Raw genomic sequence first — 19,385 nt, 5'->3', positions numbered from 1 at the left:
GATGGTTCACGATCGGCGGCGTGGATTCACTCGAGTCCGTCGACGAGTGCGAACAACTCGTCGTCGGAGGCGGTCTCGAGGTCTTCCTCGCGCCGTTTCTTGGTCTTTCCGGCGGTTTGGTCGCCGATGACCTCCAGCAGCCTGCGCAGCCGTTCGCCTGCTTCGGCCCACACCGGTTCGTCGCCCGCCCCGTCCCGCAGCGCGGCTTCGAGCCGGCCGATCTCGGCCAGCACCGGCTCCGCGGCGTCATCCGGGCCGTCCGGCAGCAGTTCGGTCCGCAGCCACGCGGCGAGTTCGCTCGGGGTCGGGTAGTCGAACACGAGCGTCGCGGGCAGTTGCCGCCCGGTCGCGGCACCGAGCCGGTTGCGCAGTTCCACCGAGGTCAGCGAGTCGAAACCGAGGTCCTTGAACGCCTTCCGGTCCTCGATCGCCTCCGCCGAGGCGTGCCCGAGCACGATCGCCACCTCGGTGCGCACCAGTTCGGTGAGCACCCGCTCCTGCTCCGCGCGGCCCAGTCCGGCCAGCCGGGCGGCCAGGTCCCCTTCGGGGCGGGCCGACGGCTCGGCCGCGGTGCTCGCCATCCGGCGGATCTCCGGCAGGTCCCGCATCAGCGGCGCGGCGCGCAGCCCCGCCGTGCCCGGCCCCGAGGCGAGTTCGGCCCAGTCGACGTCCATCACGGTGAGCACCGGGTCCGGTCCACGCAGGGCCTCGCCCAGCGCCCGCGCGGCCAGCCTCGGGTCCATCGCGGGCATCGCGCCGCGTTCGAGCCGTTTGCGCACCGCCTCGGTGGACTCGGCGAGCCCGCCACCGGCCCAGACACCCCAGGCCACCGTCAACCCGGCCAGTCCGCGCGCCCGGCGATGCTCCGCCAACGCGTCCAAATACGCATTCGCCGCCGCGTAGTTGCCCTGGCCCGGACCGCCCAGCGTCGAAGCCGCCGACGAGAACAACACGAACGCATCCAAATCGAGATCCGCGGTCAGCTCGTCCAAGTCCTTCGCCGACGCGGCCTTCGCCGCCAGCACCGACTCCAAACGCGGCACCGAAAGCCGGTCCACCACGCCGTCGTCCAGCACACCCGCGGTGTGCAACACGGAGGACAACTCCGGACCACACCACTCGACCAAGCCCGCCAACGCCGACCGCTCCGTGACGTCGCACGCCACCACCTCGACCGAGGTGCCCAGCGCGGCCAGTTCCGCGACGGTCGCGGCGACCCCGCGTGCCGAGGGACCGGAACGGCTGGTCAGCACGATCCGAGGCGCGCCCTGTTCGGCGAGCCACCTCGCGACATGCCCGGCGATCGCGCCGGTGCCACCGGTGAGCAGCGCCGTGCCTCGCGGCGTCCACGGCTGCGACGCCGGTCGTCCGGCGTGCACGAGCCGACGGCCGAGCAGCCCGGCCGAACGGAGCGCGACCTCGGACTCGCCGCACCCGGCGAGCACCGAAACCAGCCGCGCACCCGCACGCTCGTCGAAGGTCTCCGGCAGGTCGATCAGCCCGCCCCAACGCTCCGGGTGTTCCAAGCCGACCACACGGCCCAGACCCCACACCTGCGCCTGCACCGGGCTGGTCAGGGTCTCCCCCGGCCCGGCCGCCACCGCGCCCCGAGTCGCCAGCCACAGCGGGGCGGTCACCCCGGCGTCGCCGAGCGCCTGCACCAGGCCGAGCGTCGCCGCCAAGCCCGCCGGCACCGAAGCGTGCTCGGCGACCGGCGTCTCGTCCAGGGCCAGCAGCGAAACCACCCCGGACACCGCATCGCGGTCGATGTCAGACAACAGCGCAGTGAACTCGGCACGGTCCACCGTCCCGGCCGGGCATTCGACCACGGCCACGTCCGCGCCCCGGGTTTCCAGCGCTGCCCAGCAATCCCGGGCAGTGTCGGCGTTCGGCGCGACGACGAGCCAGGTCCCGGACAGCACGCGGGCGTCCGGCTCCGAGACCGGAGCCCAGGTGATGCGGTAACGCCAGTTCGCGGTGGTCGACCGGTCCTGTTCGCGTCGCCGCCAGGAGGCCAGCGCGGGCAGCACTTCGTGGAACGGCCGCGTGCTGTCCACCGACAGCGAGTCGGCGAGACCGCTCAGGTCGCCCCCTTCGACCGCCGCCCAGAACTCGGCGTCGGCCGCGCTGTCCTGGACCTCCGTCGCGCCGGCCTTCGGCAGCTTCAGGATGCCTTCCGGCCAGAACCGTTCCGTGCGGAAGGCGTAGGTCGGCAGGTCCAGCCGCCGGCCGGCGGGCAGCACGGCGCGCCAGTCCACGTGCACGCCGCGCACGAAAGCCTGCGCCAGCCCGGCCATCAGGCCGGTGCCGTCCTTGCGCTGCAAGGGGACGAACGCCGCGTCGGCCGGGCTGAGCGCGGACAGCGAACCGTCCGGCCCGACCTCCAGGAACACCGAAATCCCCTGCGCGACAAGAGACTCCACCGCGTCCCCGAACCGGACCGGGCGACGCGTCTGCGCGGGCCAGTACTCGGCCTCGCAGTCAGCGACCAGCTCGCCGGTCAACGCACCCGCCCACAGCAGCTCCGGACGCGCATACGTGAGCCCGTCGGCCACTTCGCGCAGCTCGTCCAGCACCGGATCCATCGCCGCGGAATGGAAGGCGTGGCTGACCCGCAGCCGCCGAACCCGGTTCCCGCGCTCCTTCCAGAGCGCGACAAGCTGGTCGACCGCCTCGGTCTCACCGGAAACCACCACCGACTCCGGACCGTTCACCGCCGCGATCGACACCCCATCGATCAGCGTTTCGGCCACCGCTTCCTCCGGCGCGTTGATCGCCGCCATCGCACCACCCACCGGCAACGCCTGCATCAACCGAGCGCGAGTAGCGACCAGACGGCACGCGTCGGGCAGAGAAAGCACGCCGGCCGCGTGTGCCGCGGCGACCTCACCGACCGAATGCCCGACCACCGCATCCACGCGAACCCCGGCCGCCCGCAGCACCTCGAACAACGCCACCTCGAAGGCGAACAATCCCGCCTGCGCGAACAAGGTCTGATCGCCGTCCCGGGTTCCCGGATCCAGCACCACATCCCGCACCGCGACACCCAGCTCCAGCTCCAACAGACCCGAAACCCGGTCGAAGGCCTGGGCGAACACCGGGTTCGCCTCGTAGAGGTCCCAACCCATGCCGGCCCACTGCGAACCCTGGCCCGCGAACACCAAACCCACCCGAGCACCCGGATCCGCGACCCCGGACACCACCGAACCCGACGACACTCCCCCGATCAGGCTGTCCAGCCCGCCCGCCAAATCCTCGCCCAGCACCACGGCCCGGTGCTCGAACACCGACCGCGTAGTCGCCAACGACCACCCGACATCCACCGGATCCAGCCCACGGCCGACCACCCACTCGCGAAGCCGACCCGCCTGCGCGAGCAACCCGTCCGCGCTGCGACCCGACAACACCCAGGCCGTGGGATCGTCGGCCGACACCGCGGCCGCGGGCTCCGGCGCAGGAGCCTCCTCGACGATGATGTGCGCGTTGGTGCCGCTCATCCCGAACGCGGAGACGCCGGCGCGGCGCGGACTTCCGACGGCCGGCCACGGCGTGTTCTCGGTCAGCAGCTCGACCCGACCGGCCGACCAGTCCACATGCGACGACGGATGCTCGGCGTGCAGCGTGCGTGGAATCTCCTGGTGCTGCAACGCCAGCACCATCTTGATCACGCCGGCCACCCCGGCCGCGGCCTGCGTGTGCCCGATGTTCGACTTCACCGAACCCAGCCACAATGGACGGTCCCGATCACGCCCGTAGGTCGCCAGCAACGCCTGAGCCTCGATCGGGTCCCCGAGCTTCGTCCCCGTACCGTGCGCTTCCACCACGTCCACATCGGACGCCGACAACCCGGCATTCGCCAAAGCCGCCCGAATCACCCGCTGCTGCGAAGGACCATTCGGCGCCGTCAAACCATTCGACGCACCATCCTGATTCACCGCCGAACCCCGCACCACCGCCAGAATCCGGTGCCCGTTGCGCTCGGCGTCGGAGAGCCGTTCGACGACCAGCATGCCCACGCCTTCGCCCCAGCCGGTGCCGTCCGCGTCGTCAGAGAATGCCCGGCATCGCCCGTCGGTGGAAAGCCCCTGCTGGCGCGAGAAGTCGACGAACGTGCCGGGGTTGGCCATCACGGTGACCCCGCCGGCCAGCGCCAGCGAACACTCGCCCGACCGCACCGCCTGAACCGCGAGATGCAGCGCCACCAACGACGACGAACACGCCGTGTCAATGGTGACCGCCGGACCCTCCAGACCCAGCACATAGGACAGTCGACCCGACAGCACACTCGTCGAGTTGCCCGTCATCAGGTGCCCTTCGGCACCGGAACCGGCTTGGCCGGACAGGGTGACGCCGAACCCGTAGCCGGAAGCGAAGCCACCGGCGAACACGCCGGTAGCGGTGCCCTTGAGCGCGGCGGGGTTGATTCCGGAGCGCTCCAACGCTTCCCACGAGGTCTGCAGGAGCAGTCGCTGCTGCGGGTCCATCGCCAGCGCCTCGCGAGGGCTGATCCCGAAGAAGGCCGCGTCGAACTCCGTGGCGTCGCGCAGGAACGCGCCCGACTGCGTGTAGGAGGTGCCGGCGCTGCCCCGGTCGGGGTCGTAGAACCCTTCCAGATCCCAACCGCGGTCAGTCGGGAACGCACCCACCGCATCCGTACCCGAACGCAACATCTCCCAGAACTCATCAGGACTCGCCGCACCCCCCGGGAACCGGCACGCCATCCCCACGATCGCCAACGGCTCGTCCACCGGCAGCGCCGCCACGGGAGCCGCGGCCACGGGGGCGGTCAGGTCGCCGGTCAGTTCCTCGCGGAGGAACGCGGCCAGCGCTACCGGCGTCGGGTAGTCGAACACCACCGTCGCGGGCAGCCGCTCGCCGGTCACCGCACCCAGCCGGTTGCGCAGCTCGACCGAGGTCAGCGAGTCGAACCCGAGGTCCTTGAACGCCTTCCGGTCCTCGATCGCGTCCGCCGAGGCGTGGCCGAGCACGATCGCCACCTCGGTGCGCACCAGTTCGGTGAGCACCCGCTCCTGTTCCGTCGGGTTCAGCCCGGCCAGCGTGCGGGCGAGGTCGCCCTCGCCGCGCGCAGTGTCCGCGGCGGCCTTGGCGGAGCCGAGCCGCCGCACCTCCGGCAGCTCCTGCACCAACGGCGCGTTCCGCAGCTCGGCGGAGGACTCCAGCTGTGCCCAGTCGACGTCCATCACGGTGACCGCGGCGTCCGGCCCGTCGAGGGCTTCGCCGAGCGCCCGCGCGGCGAGCTGTGGGTCCATCGCGGGCATCAGGCCGCGCTTGACCCGTTCCCGCACGACCTCGCTCGATTCGGCGAAACCGCCGCCCGCCCAGACACCCCAGGCCACCGTCAACCCGGCCAGTCCGCGCGCCCGGCGATGCTCCGCCAACGCGTCCAAATACGCATTCGCCGCCGCGTAGTTGCCCTGCCCCGGACCACCCAACGTCGAAGCCGCCGACGAGAACAGCACAAACGCGTCCAGATCGAGATCCGCGGTCAGCTCGTCCAAGTGCGCGGCAGACGCCGCCTTCGCCGCCAGCACCGACTCCAAACGCCGCACCGAAAGCCGGTCCACCACGCCGTCGTCCAGCACACCCGCGGTGTGCAACACGGAGGACAACTCCGGACCACACCACTCGACCAAACCGGCCAACGCCGACCGATCGGCAACATCGCACGCCACCACGTCGACGGAGGTTCCCCGCTCGGCGAGCAGTGCCGCCGTCCCCGCGACGTCACGCGCACCGGCGCCGGAACGGCTGGTCAGCACCACGCGCGGCGCACCGCGCTCGGCCAGCCAGTGCGACACGTGGCCCGCGATCGCGCCGGTCCCGCCGGTGATCAGCACCGCGCCCCGGGGCGACCAGCCCTCGGCGTCCCGGCCCCGCGCGGCGCGGCCCAGCCGACGGCCGAGCACGCCCTCCGGCCGGATGGCGACCTCGGGCTCCCCGGCCCCGGCGAGCACCGAAACCAGCCGCGCACCCGCACGCTCGTCGAAGGTCTCCGGCAGGTCGATCAGCCCGCCCCAGCGGTCGGGGTGTTCGAGACCGGCGACGCGGCCGAGGCCCCAGACCTGCGCCTGCACCGGGCTCGCCAGCGTCTCCCCGGCGCCGGCCGCCACCGCACCGCGCGTAGCCAGCCACAGCGGGGCGTCGATGATCACGTCGCCGAGTGCCTGCACCAGGCCGAGCGTGGCCGCCAATCCCCCGGCCACCACGGGATGTCCCGGCGTGGAGGTCTCGTCCAAGGCCAGCAGCGACAGCACGCCGCGCACTTCGGCGGGATCGACGTCGTCGAGCTCGGCCGCGATCTCGAGGCGGTCCGTCGTGCCGGCCGGGAGCCGGACCACCCGGGTCTCCGCGCCGCGCGAGCACAACGCCTCGGCGTAGCCGGTGACGTCGTGGTCCGCCGGGGTGACGAGCAGCCAGGTGCCGGTCAGCGGCCGCGGGTCGAGTCCCTCGACCGGCGTCCAGTTGATCCGGTAGCGCCAGTCCGCGGTGGCCGAACGGTTCTGCTCGCGCCGCCGCCAGGAAGCCAGCGCGGGCAGCACCTCGCCGAGCTTCGTGTGGTCCTCGATGGACAGTCGTTCGGCGAGTTCGGTGAGGTCGCCGTTCTCCACCGCCGCCCAGAATTCGGCGTCGGCGGCGGAGGTGGGGCTGTCGTCCGCACCGGCCTTCGGCATCGCCAGGATGCCGTCCGGCCAGTAACGCTGATGCTGGAAGGCATACGTGGGCAGCGGCACTCGGTTCCCCGCCGGAACCACCGCGCTCCAGTCCACGCCCACGCCGTGCACGAACGCCTGCGCCAGCCCGGCGACCAGGCCGGTGCCATCCTTGCGCTGCAACGGCACGAACGCCGCGTCGGCCGGGCTGAGCGCGGACAGCGAACCGTCCGGGCCGACCTCCAGGAACACCGAAATCCCCTGTTCCACCAGCGCAGCCACCGCATCCCCATACCGCACCGCACCCCGCGTCTGCGCGGGCCAATACTCGGCCTCGCAGTCAGCGACCAGTTCGCCGGTCAACGCACCCGCCCACAACAGTTCCGGATGCTCGTACGCCAACCCCGCGGCCACTTCGCGCAGCTCTTCCAGCACCGGATCCATGGCGGCGGAATGGAACGCATGGCTCACCCGCAGCCGCCGAGCACGACGGCCCTGCTCCTTCCAGAGCGCCACGATGCGCTCGACCGCATCGGCCTCGCCAGAGACCACCACGGACTCCGCTTCGTTCACCGCCGCGATCGACACCCCCGGCTCCAGCGACTCCAGCACCTCGGCCTCCGATGCGTTGATCGCCGCCATCGCACCACCCACCGGCAACGCCTGCATCAACCGAGCACGCGCCGCCACCAACCGACACGCATCAGACAGAGAGAGAACCCCCGCCGCATACGCCGCCGCAATCTCGCCGACCGAATGCCCGACCACCGCATCCGCCCGAACACCCGCGGCGCGCAGCACCTCGAACAGCGCCACCTCAAAGGCGAACAACCCAGCCTGCGCATACAAAGTCTGGTCACTGCCCGGTGTCTCCGGAACCAGCACCACGTCCCGAACCGAAACACCCAGCTCCAGCTCCAACAAACCCGAAACCCGGTCGAAGGCCTGGGCGAACACCGGACTCGACTCATAGAGTCCCCGGCCCATGCCCGCCCACTGCGAACCCTGACCCGCGAACACCAAACCCACCCGAACACCCGGATCCGCAACCCCGGACACCACCGAACCCGACGACACCCCGGCCGCCAAATCCGACAAACCGCTCAGCACGTCACTCCCGACCACCACGGCCCGGTGCTCGAACACCGACCGCGTAGTCACCAACGACCACCCGACATCCACCGGATCCAGCCCACGCCCGACGACCCACTCGCGAAGCCGACCCGCCTGCGCGAGCAACCCGTTCGCGCTGCGACCCGACAACACCCAAGGCCGCGCACCCGACACCACCGGAGCCGGCTCCACCACCGGAACCTCTTCGACGGCAGGCGCTTCCTCCACGATCACATGCGCGTTCGTACCGCTGATCCCGAACGCCGACACGCCCGCCCGGCGAACCCGTCCCGCGGATTCCCAGGCCACGTTCTCCGTCAGCAATTCGACCCGACCGGCCGTCCAGTCCACATGCGACGACGGCACCTCGGCGTGCAGCGTCCGCGGAAGTTCCTTGTTCCGCAACGCCAGCACCATCTTGATCACACCAGCGACACCCGCCGCCGCCTGCGTGTGCCCGATGTTCGACTTCACCGAACCCAGCCACAGCGGACGGTCCCCAGCCCGTTCCTGGCCGTAGGTCGCGAGCAACGCCTGCGCCTCGATCGGGTCGCCCAGCGTCGTCCCCGTGCCATGTGCTTCCACCACGTCCACATCGGACGCCGACAACCCTGCATTCGCCAACGCCGCCCGAATGACCCGCTGCTGCGAAGGACCGTTCGGCGCGGACAGACCGTTGGACGCACCGTCCTGGTTGATCGCGCTTCCCCGCACCACGGCGAGGACTTCGTGGCCCTTGCGCCGAGCATCGGAGAGCCGTTCGACGACCAGCATGCCCACGCCCTCGGCCCAGCCGGTGCCATCGGCGTCGTCCGCGAAAGCCCGGCACCGCCCGTCCACGGACAAGCCCTGCTGGCGGGAGAACTCGACGAAGGAGAACGGAGTCGCCATCACCGTGACACCACCGGCCAGCGCCAGCGAACACTCGCCCGAGCGCACCGCTTGAACCGCGAGGTGCAGCGCCACCAAGGACGACGAACACGCCGTGTCAATGGTGACCGCCGGACCCTCCAGACCCAGCACATAGGACAGTCGACCCGACAGCACACTCGTCGAGTTGCCCGTCATCAGGTGCCCTTCGACCCCGGCGCCGTCCTGGCCGGTCAGCGCCATGCCGATGGCATAGCCGGAGCCGAAACCGCCCGCGAACACGCCGGTGGCGCTGCCCTTGAGCGTGGTCGGGTCGATCCCGGCGCCTTCCAGCGCCTGCCAGGTGGTTTCCAGCAGCAGCCGCTGCTGCGGGTCCATCGCCAACGCCTCGCGCGGGCTGATCCCGAAGAACCCGGCGTCGAAACCGGTGGCGTCCCGCAGGAAAGCACCGGAACGGGTGTAGGTGGTGCCTTCGCTCTCCCGGTCCGGGTCGTAGAACCCTTCCAGATCCCAACCGCGATCGGTCGGGAACGCACCCACCGCGTCCGTGCCCGAACGCAGCATCTCCCAGAACTCGTCCGGGCTCGCCGCGCCACCCGGGAACCGGCACGCCATCCCCACGATCGCCAGCGGCTCGTCCACCGGCACCGCCGCCTTGGGGGCCGCCGGCGCCGCGACCTGTTCCTGGTCGCCCATCAGCTCGCCGCGCAGGAAACCGGCCAGCGCGAGCGGCGTCGGGTAGTCGAACACCAGCGTGGCGGGCAGCCGCAGCTTGGTGGCCGCGTTGAGCTGGTTGCGCAATTCCACCGAGGTCAGCGAGTCGAAGCCGAGGTCCCGGAACGCCTGCCGGGCCTGCACCATCTCGGCCGACGCGTGCCCGAGGACCACCGCGGCCTGCGCGCGGACCACATCGGTCAGCACGCGTTCCTGTTCGGCGTGGCTGAGCCCGGCGAGCCGCTGCGACAGCTCGCCCGCCGCCGGGGCCGCGGTCCGGTTCGCCGCGGTGGCGGCGGCCAGCCTGCGGATCTCCGGCATGTCCCGCACCAGCGGCATCTGGTGCACTTCGGCGGTGCCCGCGGCGGACCCGAGCTGCTCCCAGTCCACGTCCATCACGGTGACCACAGGGTCGGTGCCCGCCAGCGAATCGGCCAGCGCGCGCACGGCGAGCTTCGGCTCCATCGCGGGCATCGGGATGCGGCGCATCCGCGACCGGATGGCCTCGTTCGAGTCGGCCAGCCCGATCCCGGCCCACAGCCCCCAGGCGACCGACAGACCGGCCAGCCCGCGCGCCCGGCGATGCTCCGCCAGCGCGTCCAGGTACGCGTTCGCCGCCGCGTAGTTGCCCTGACCCGGGCCGCCCAACGTCGAAGCCGCCGACGAGAACAGCACAAACGCGTCCAGGTCGAGATCCGCGGTCAGCTCGTCCAGGTAACCCGCCGACGCCGCCTTCGCCGCCAGCACCGTCTCCAGGCGCGGCACCGTCAGCCGGTCCACCACGCCGTCATCCAGCACCGCGGCGGTGTGCAGCACCGAAGACAACTCCGGACCGCACCAGGCGATCAGCCCGGCCAGCGCCGACCGATCGGTGACATCGCAGGAAACCACGTCCACCGCGGTGCCCTGCTCCGCCAGCCACGCCACCGTCTCGGCGATGCCGGCCGCAGCGGGCCCGGAACGTCCGGTCAGCACCACGCGCGGCGCACCCTGCTCAGCCAGCCAACGCGACACATGCCCGGCGATCGCGCCGGTGCCGCCGGTGACCAGTGCCGTGCCTCGCGGCGACCAGGTCCGGCCCGCACGCGGGCGAGGCACCCGCGACAGACGGCGGCCGAGAATCCCGGCCGGGCGCAGGGCCACCTCGGGCTCCTCCGCCCCGGCGAGCACCGAAACCAGCCGCGCACCCGCACGCTCGTCGAAGGTCTCCGGCAGGTCGATCAGCCCGCCCCAGCGCTCCGGGTGCTCCAGGCCGACCACTCGGCCCAGGCCCCAGACCTGCGCCTGCACCGGACTCGTGAGAGTCTCGCCCAGCCCGGCCGCCACGGCGCCGCGGGTGAGCACCCACAGCGGCACGTTCTGCCCGGCGTCGCCGAGCGCTTGCACCAGGCCGAGCGTCGCCGCCAAGCCCACCGGCACCGAGGAATGCCCAGCCACCGGCGACTCGTCCAGCGCCAGCAGCGACACCACCCCGGACAGCTCGCCGAAGTCGACTCCCGCCAGGATTTCGGCCCGGTCCACGACACCGGCCGGGACCTCGGCCACGACGACCTCGGCACCACGCGCGGACAACGCGGCCGCGCACACCGGCTCGACGCCCTCGGGGACCACCAGCAGCCAGGCACCGGTCAGCGACCCGGTCCCGGGTTCCGCGACCGCGGCCCAGCCGACCCGGTACCGCCAGTTCGCGGCGGTCGAACGGTCCTGTTCCCCGCGGTGCCACGACGCCAGCGCGGGCAGCACCTCGTTGAACGGACGCGCCCCTTCCCGCGACAGCGTTTCGCCGAGCGAAGCCAGGTCGCCCTTCTCCACGGCCGACCAGAATTCGGCATCCGCCGCGGAGCTGACGAGCCGGCCGTCGCCAGAGGATTTGGCTGTCGGCAAGGGAAGCGCACCGGAGGGCCAGTACCGCTGGTGCTGGAACGCGTAAGTGGGCAGTTCGATGCGCCGCCCGGCAGGCAGCAGCAAGGTCCAGTCCACCGAGGCACCGCGCACGAAGGCCTCGGCCATCGACCGGACCACTCGGGCGGCGCTGTCGTCGTCGCGCCGCAGGGTGCCGCACACCGCGGCCACCACCGCGCCGGGACCCGCGGCGGCCGCAGCGTCCTCGACGATGTCGTTCGTCGCGCCGAGAAGCACCGGATGCGGCGTCACCTCGATGAACAGCTGGTAGCCGCGGTCGGCGAGGATACGCACGGCCCGCTCGTAGTACACCGGCGCGCGCAGGCTTTCGTACCAGTAGCCGGCGTCGAGTTCTTCACCGGTGAGGTTCTCCCCGGTCATCGCCGACACCATCGGCACCCGGCCACGCCGCGGCTCGATCCCCGCCAGCACCGCGCGGATCTCGTCTTCCAGGCTCTCCACCTGCGCACAGTGCGACGCGTAATCCACCGCGACCATCCGCGCCCGCACGCCTTCGGCGTCCAGTTCGGACTTCAGCTCCGCCAACGCCTCCGGCGCGCCGGAAACCACCACCGCGGACGGACCGTTCACCGCGGCGAGCGACAGCCGCTCGCCCCACCGGCCCAGCCGCTCTTCCACTTCGGCGGCAGCCGCGCTCACCGACAACATGCCGCCGAGACCTGCCAGGGCCTTCAAAGACTTCGACCGCAGCGCGACGACCTTCGCACCGTCCTCAAGGGACAACATGCCCGCGACAGTCGCCGCCGCGATCTCGCCCTGCGAGTGCCCGATCACGGCATCCGGACGGACGCCGGCCGCCTCCCACATCGCGGCGAGAGACACCATCACCGCCCACAACGCAGGCTGGACGACATCCGCCGACTCCAGCTCGCCTTCGAGCACATCGGACAGCTTCCAGTCCACAAAGGACTCCAAAGCCGCCTCGCACTCCGCCAGCCGCGCCGCGAACACCGCACTCGACCGCGCGAGTTCCCGCCCCATGCCGACCCACTGCGAACCCTGGCCCGCGAACACGAACGCCACTCGGGTGCCGGACTCCGACACCCCCGAGACCAGCTCGGAAGAGGTCACCCCGGCGGCCAGGCTTTCAAGACCGCCGGACGGCTCGCCGACGACCACCGCGCGGTGTTCGAACACCGACCGGGTGGTGACCAGCGACCAGCCCACGTCGACCGGGTCCGCGTCCGGGTTCGCCAGCGCCCATTCCCGCAACCGGCCCGCCTGCGCCGCCAGCGCGGCGCCGGACCGGCCGGACAGCACCCACGCGCCCGCGCCGGACAGCACCGGCTCCGGAGCCTCGATGTCCTCGGTGTCCTCGAAAGCGGGGGCTTCTTCCATGATCACGTGCACGTTGGTGCCGCTGACGCCGAACGCCGAAACCCCGGCGCGGCGGACCCGGTCACCGGGCGTCCACGGCCGCTTTTCGGTCAGCAGCCGGACATCTCCGGCCTCCCAGTCCACATGCGACGAAGGCGCGTCCACGTGGAGCGTCCGCGGGAGCTCTTCGTGCCGCAACGCGAGCACCATCTTGATCATCCCCGCCACCCCGGCCGCGGCCTGGGTGTGCCCGATGTTGGACTTGACCGAGCCCAGCCACAGCGGCGTTTCCCGGTTACGGCCGTAGGTCGAGAGCAACGCCTGCGCCTCGATCGGGTCGCCCAGCGTCGTCCCCGTGCCATGTGCTTCCACCACGTCCACATCGGACGCCGACAACCCTGCATTCGCCAGCGCCGCCCGGATGACCCGCTGCTGCGAAGGACCATTCGGCGCCGTCAACCCGTTCGACGCACCGTCCTGGTTCACCGCCGAACCCCGCACCACCGCCAGCACCGGATGCCCGTTGCGCCGGGCATCCGACAGCCGCTCCAGCACGAGCATGCCCGCACCCTCGGCCATGCCCATGCCGTCCGCGGCGTCCGCGAACGCCTTCGACCGGCCGTCGGCCGCGAGACCGCGAGCGTGGGAGAAGGCCAGGAATCCGTCCGGGCTGGCCATGACCGTGGCCCCGCCGGCCAGCGCCAGCGAGCATTCGCCGCCGCGCAGCGCCTGAGTCGCCAGATGCAGCGCGACCAGCGAAGACGAGCACGCGGTGTCGACGGTGACGGCCGGGCCTTCCAAGCCGAGCGCATAGGAAACCCGGCCGGACAGCACGCTGGCCGCGTTGCCGGTCATCAGGTGCGAGCCGAGGTTCTCCAGCTCCTCCTCGTCCTCCATGGTGAGTGCCAGGTAGGAAGAGCCGTAGCCGCCGACGAACGCGCCGGTCTGGGAGCCGCGCAGCGTCGCTGGGTCGATCCCGGCGCGTTCGAACGCCTCCCACGAGGTCTCCAGCAGCAACCGCTGCTGCGGGTCCATCGCCAGCGCCTCGCGCGGGCTGATCCCGAAGAACCCGGGGTCGAACGCACTGGCCTCCCGGAGGAAACCGCCGACCTGTGTGTAGGAAGTCCCCGTGCGTTCGGAATCCGGGTCGTAGAGCGCCTCCAGGTCCCACCCTCGGTCGGTCGGGAAGGTGGAGAGCCCTTCGCCGCCGGTGGAGAGCATCTCCCACAGCGACTCGGGGCTGGTCGCGCCGCCGGGGAACCGGCAGGCCATTCCGACGATCGCGATCGGCTCACCGTCCACCACCGCCTGCGGCGCCGGTGCGGCGGCGGGCGCTTCGACGCCGTCGAGGTCCTCCAGGTCGTCGGCGAGCTGCTCCCACAGGAAACCGGCCAGTGCCACCGGGTTCGGGTAGTCGAAGACCAGCGTGGCGGGCAGCCGCAGCCCGGTCGCCGGGTTCAGCCGGTTCCGGAACTCGACCGCGATCAACGAGTCGAACCCGAGGTCGGTGAACGGCTTGCCCGGCTCGATCGCGTCGCCGGAGGAGTGCCCGAGCACCGCGGCCGCGTGCGTGCGGACCAGGTCCACCAGCACCCGGTCGCGTTCCGCCCCGGCCAGCCCGGCGAGTTCGCGGCGCAGCCCGTCGGAAGCGCCGGCACCCCCGGTGTCCGCGGCGGCGACCGCACGGCGCGGGAGGAAATCGTCGGCCAGTACCTTCCACAGCGCCGGGATGCCGGTCGCGGCGGCCTGCGCGCGCAGCGCCGTCTTGTCCAGCCGCGCGGTGACAAGGTTCGCGTCGGCGCGGCCGAGCGCGAGGTCGAGCAGGACGAGGCCTTCCTGCTCGTCCAGCGCCATCAGACCGGAACCGGTCATCCGGCGCAGCATGACCTCGTCGAGGTCGCGGCCGATGCCCACCTCGGGCATCCACGGCCCCCAGGCGAGCGAGGTGCCCGCGAGTCCGGCCGCGCGGCGGTGCGCGGCCAGCGCGTCGAGGAAAGCGTTGCCCGCGGCGTAGTTCGCCTGCCCGGCGCCACCGAAGGCGGCGGCGACCGAGGAGAAGAGCACGAAGTCGGTCAGGTCGAGGTCGCGGGTCAGCTCGTGCAGATGCCACCCGGCGTCGACCTTGGGGCGCATGACCGAGGCGAGGCGCTCCGGGGTCAGCGATTCGACCATGCTGTCGTCGATGACGCCCGCGGCGTGGAACACCGAGCCGAGCGGACAGTCCGCCGGGACGGCGTCCACCACCGCGGCCAGCGCGTCGCGGTCCGCCACGTCGCACGCGACGATCCGCACGGAAGCGCCGCGCTCGGCCAGGTCGGCCGCGGTGGCGGCCGCTCCGCCCGCGCCCGCGCCGGAACGGCTGAGCAGGAGCACGCCGTCTGCCCGGCGGGTGGTCACCAGGTGCCGGGCCACGACCCCGCCCAGCGTTCCGGTGCCGCCGGTGATCAGCGCGGTGCGCGAATCCGGCGCGGGTGCGATGTCGGTCGGGTCGAGCACCGCCAGCTGACCGGCCGGGCGGGTCAGCCGCCGACCGTGGGCCTGCCCGTCGCGGACGGCCAGTTCCGGTTCCCCGCTGCCCAGCGCGGCGGCCAGCGCGGCGACCTCCCCGGCGCCGTCGAGGTCGGCCAGCACGATCCGCTCCGGGTTCTCCAGCTGCGCGGACCGCAGCAGACCCCAGACCGCGCCGGAGGCCACGTCCGACAGGTCTTCCCCGGCCCGCACGGCGACCGCGCCCCGGGTGAGCACGACCAGGCGCGCCGGTTCGAGCCTCCGCTCGGCGAGCACGGCCTGCGTCACTTCGAGGGCGTGGGCGGTGACCTGCCGGGTCGCGGCCGTCACGTCGTCGGTGTCGCCCTGCACGCAGGACAGCACGAGCGCCGGAACGGTCTCGGCGGCGACGAGCTGCGCGACGTCTTCGTAGGTCCGCACCGGAATCCCGGCCACGCCGAGTTCCTCGGCAAGCCCGAACAGGTCAGCGCCGACGAGCGCCCAGTCGCCGCCGGGGATGTTCTTCTCCGCCAACGGCGTCCACTCGACGGTGAAGAACGCTTCCTTCAGCCATTCGTCCCCGGCCTGCAACTGCTCCGGCGAGACCGGCCGGGTCACCAGCGAACCCACGGAGACCACCGCGCGGCCGTCGGCGTCCACACCGGACATGCTCAGGTTGCCCTGCGCGTCCCGGCGCAACCGGACCCGCAGCCTCGCGGCGCCCCGGGAGTGCAGCTGCACTCCCGTCCAGGCGAACGGCATCCGGATCTGGCCCTGATCGCTGTCGCCGTCCGCCTCCGGCTTCGCCGCGTCCGCGACGACTCCGGCCAGCAACGCCGAGTCCAGCAGCACCGGGTGCAGCCCGTACGCTTCCGCGTCCGCGCCCACCTGCTCAGGCAGCGCGACCTCGGCGAAGATGTCCTCACCGCGCAGCCAAACCGCCTGCAGCCCTTGGAAGGCCGGGCCGTACACGTCGGCGAGATGCACCGTGTACAGATCGGAGATGTCGACCGCGGTGGCGTCCCGCGGCGGCCACACCGCGAGATCCGCGATCTGGACGGGGCTATCGGAGGCGGCGGCGATCACCGCGGCCGCGTTCTTCTCCCACTCGTGGTCCTCGTCCGGGCGGTCGAGCCGGGAGAAGACGTTCACGTCTCGGCGGCCGGTGCTGTCGGCCGCGGACACCACCACCTGCACCTGCACACCGGTGTTGTCCGCGGGCAGCACCAGCGGCGCCTGCAAGGTCAGTTCTTCGACCAGCGCGCAGCCGACCTGCCGGCCGGCCTGCGCGACCAGTTCGGCGAATCCGGTGCCAGGCAGCAGAACGACGCCGCCCACGGCGTGGTCGGCCAGCCACGGGTGCGAACGCAGCGAAAGCCGGCCCGTGCAGGCGAGCATGCCGCCGTCGGCCAGTTCCACCACAGCGCCCAGCAGCGGGTGCCCGGCGGTGCCGAGGCCCAGCGACGCCGGGTCACCGCCACCGGCGGTCTTGGTGCCGGGCAACCCGAGGGTGCCCTTCGGCCAGTAACGCTCATGGCGGAACGCGTAAGTGGGCAGTTCCACCCGCTCTCCGGCGGGGAGCACGGCCGTCCAGTCCACAGTGGCCCCGGCGACGAAAGCCTCGGCCAGCGAGGTCAGCAGCCGGGTCGCACCGCCATCGTCACGGCGCAACGTGCCGCACACGGCGGCGGGCTGGGTGCCCGGACCCGCTTCGGCGGCGGCCGCGTCGAGGGTGTCGGTCATGGAGGCCAGCAGCACCGGGTGCGGCGCGACCTCGACGAACAGTTGGTGGCCCATGCCCGCGAGAGTGCGGACCGCCTTTTCGAAGCGGACCGTGGCGCGCAAGCTGTCGTACCAGTACCCGGCGTCGAGCGCGGTGCCGTCGAGCGGTTCGCCGGTGACGGCCGAGACGAGCGGCACCCGTCCGGTCTGCGGGCGCACCTCGGCGAGCAGGGACTTGATCTCGTCTTCGAGCTGTTCGACCTGCGCACAGTGCGAGGCGTAGTCCACCTTCACCAGGCGCTCGCGGATCCCGTCCGCCTGAAGCCGCGCACGCAGTTCGCCCAGCGCTTCGATCTCGCCGGAGACCACCACCGTCGAAGGACCGTTGATCACGGCGATCGACAGCCGCCCGTCCCACGCCCGCAGCCGCTCTTCGACGCGTTCGACCGGTTCGGTGACCGACAGCATGCCGCCGATGCCGGTGATCGCCCGCAGCGCCCGCGAACGCAGCGCCACCACCTTCGCACCGTCCTCAAGGGACAGAATGCCCGCCACCGTGGCAGCCGCGATCTCGCCCTGCGAGTGGCCGACGACGGCTTCGGGGTTGACCCCGGCCGCTTCCCACACCGCGGCCAGCGACACCATCACCGCCCAGAGCGCGGGCTGCACCAGGTCCGCCGACTCCAGTTCGTCCTGGAGCACTTCGGACAGTTTCCAGTCCGCAAAGGGCTCCAGCGCGCGTTCGCATTCGGCGAGGCGTGCCGCGAAAACGGGACTGACCCGCGCCAGCTCACGACCCATGCCCAGCCACTGCGAACCCTGGCCGGGGAACACGAACACCGTGCGGGCCTGTCCGTGCGCGACGCCGGTCACGACCGAGGAGACCGTCTCCCCGGCGGTCAGCTCGCGCAGACCGCCGACCAGCTCCGCGCGTTCGGCGCCGATCACCACGGCGCGGTGCTCGAAGACGGAGCGGGTGTCAGCGAGCGACCAGGCAATGTCCGCTGTGGACAGTTCGGGGCGGCTGCTCGTCCAGTCGAGCAGCCGTGCGGCCTGCGCGTGCAGACCGTCCGCCGACCGGCCGGAGACCGACCAGGCGACCGCACCCGACACCACCGGGGTCCGGACTTCGGCGACTTCGGCGGTGTCCCGCGGCTGGTCTTCGGTGCTGTCCTCCGCCTCGGTTTCTTCCAGGGCCGGAGCTTCTTCGATGATGAAGTGCGCGTTCGTGCCGCTCACCCCGAACGAGGACACACTGCCCCGGCGGGTCCGTTCACCGGACGGCCACGGCCGCGCTTCCGACAGCAGCCGGACGTCCCCGGCCGACCAGTCGATATGCGGCGACGGCTCGTCGGCGTGCAAGGTCTGCGGCATGCGCTCGTGCTGCAGCGCGAGCACTGTCTTGATCACGCCCGCGACCCCGGCCGCGGCCTGGGTGTGCCCGAAGTTCGACTTCACCGAGCCCAGCCACATCGGACGGCCTTCCGCCCGGTCCTGGCCGTAGGTGGCGATCACCGCCTGCGCCTCGATCGGGTCACCCAGCGTCGTCCCCGTGCCATGCGCCTCCACCATGTCGACGTCCTGTGGGGACAGCCGAGCGTTGGAGAGCGCCGCGCGGATCACCCGCTGCTGCGAGGGGCCGTTCGGCGCGGCGAGGCCGTTGGAGGCGCCGTCCTGGTTGACCGCGGACCCCCGCACCACCGCCAGCACCGGATGCCCGTTGCGTCGGGCGACCGACAGCCGTTCCAGCACGAGCATGCCCGCGCCCTCGGCGACGCCCATGCCGTCGGCGTCGGCGGAGAACGCCTTGCAGCGTCCGTCCGAGGCCAGGCCGAGCTGACGCGCGAACTGGGTGAACATGATCGGGATCGCGGTGACGGTGACCCCGCCGGCGAGGGCGAGGTCGCATTCGCCGGTGCGGATCGACTGGCAGGCAAGGTGCAGTGCCACCAGCGAGGACGAGCACGCGGTGTCGACGGTGACCGCGGGGCCTTCCAGTCCCAGCGAGTAGGACACCCGGCCGGAGATGACCGAGGTCGAGGTCCCGGTCATCAGGTGGACGTCCAAGTCCTCTTCGGCGGCGAAGCCGTAGCCGGACAGCGCGGCGCCCGCGAACACGCCGGTCTGCGAGCCGCGCAGCGAAGTCGGGTCGAGCCCCGCCCGCTCCAGCGCTTCCCAGCAGACCTCCAGCAGCACCCGCTGCTGCGGGTCCATCGCGACCGCCTCGCGCGGGCTGACCCCGAAGAATCCGGCGTCGAATCCGCTGGCGTCGTCGATGAACCCGGCCTCGGGTTTGGGCACCGTGCCGTCCGGCTCGCGGCCGAACAGCGCCTCGGCGTCCCAGCCGCGGTCCTCCGGGAACCCGGCGACGCCATCGGCCCCGGTGGAGAGCAGCTGCCAGAACTCCTTCGGCGACGTCACCCCGCCGGGATAGCGGCACCCGATGCCGACGATCGCGATCGGCTCGCCGTAGCGGTCCTCGACGTCACGAAGGCGCTGACGCGTCTCGTGCAGATTCGTCGTCACCCATTTCAGGTAATCCCGGAGCTTCGCCTCGTCTGCCATCGG

1 protein-coding gene is annotated in these 19,385 nt (G+C 72.0%); it reads right to left on the bottom strand.

The genetic code is table 11. From position 1 onward, the window contains the following. Window positions 1–26: 26 nt before the first annotated feature. On the bottom strand, window positions 27–19,382 hold the full coding sequence (locus ACIBTM_RS41125) for a type I polyketide synthase (RefSeq protein WP_395882549.1): 19,356 nt from the start codon (window positions 19,380–19,382) through the stop codon (window positions 27–29). Window positions 19,383–19,385 lie beyond the last annotated feature (3 nt).

Origin of the sequence: Amycolatopsis sp. NPDC049868, assembly GCF_044461365.1 — a bacterium.
Lineage (GTDB): Bacteria > Actinomycetota > Actinomycetes > Mycobacteriales > Pseudonocardiaceae > Amycolatopsis.
This window is presented reverse-complemented; position numbering and strand designations above follow the sequence as displayed.

Bases quoted from the DNA above. Each gene is read 5' to 3' on its own strand.
- ACIBTM_RS41125 (WP_395882549.1), bottom strand. From the start codon at position 19,382: ATGGCAGACGAGGCGAAGCTCCGGGATTACCTGAAATGGGTGACGACG.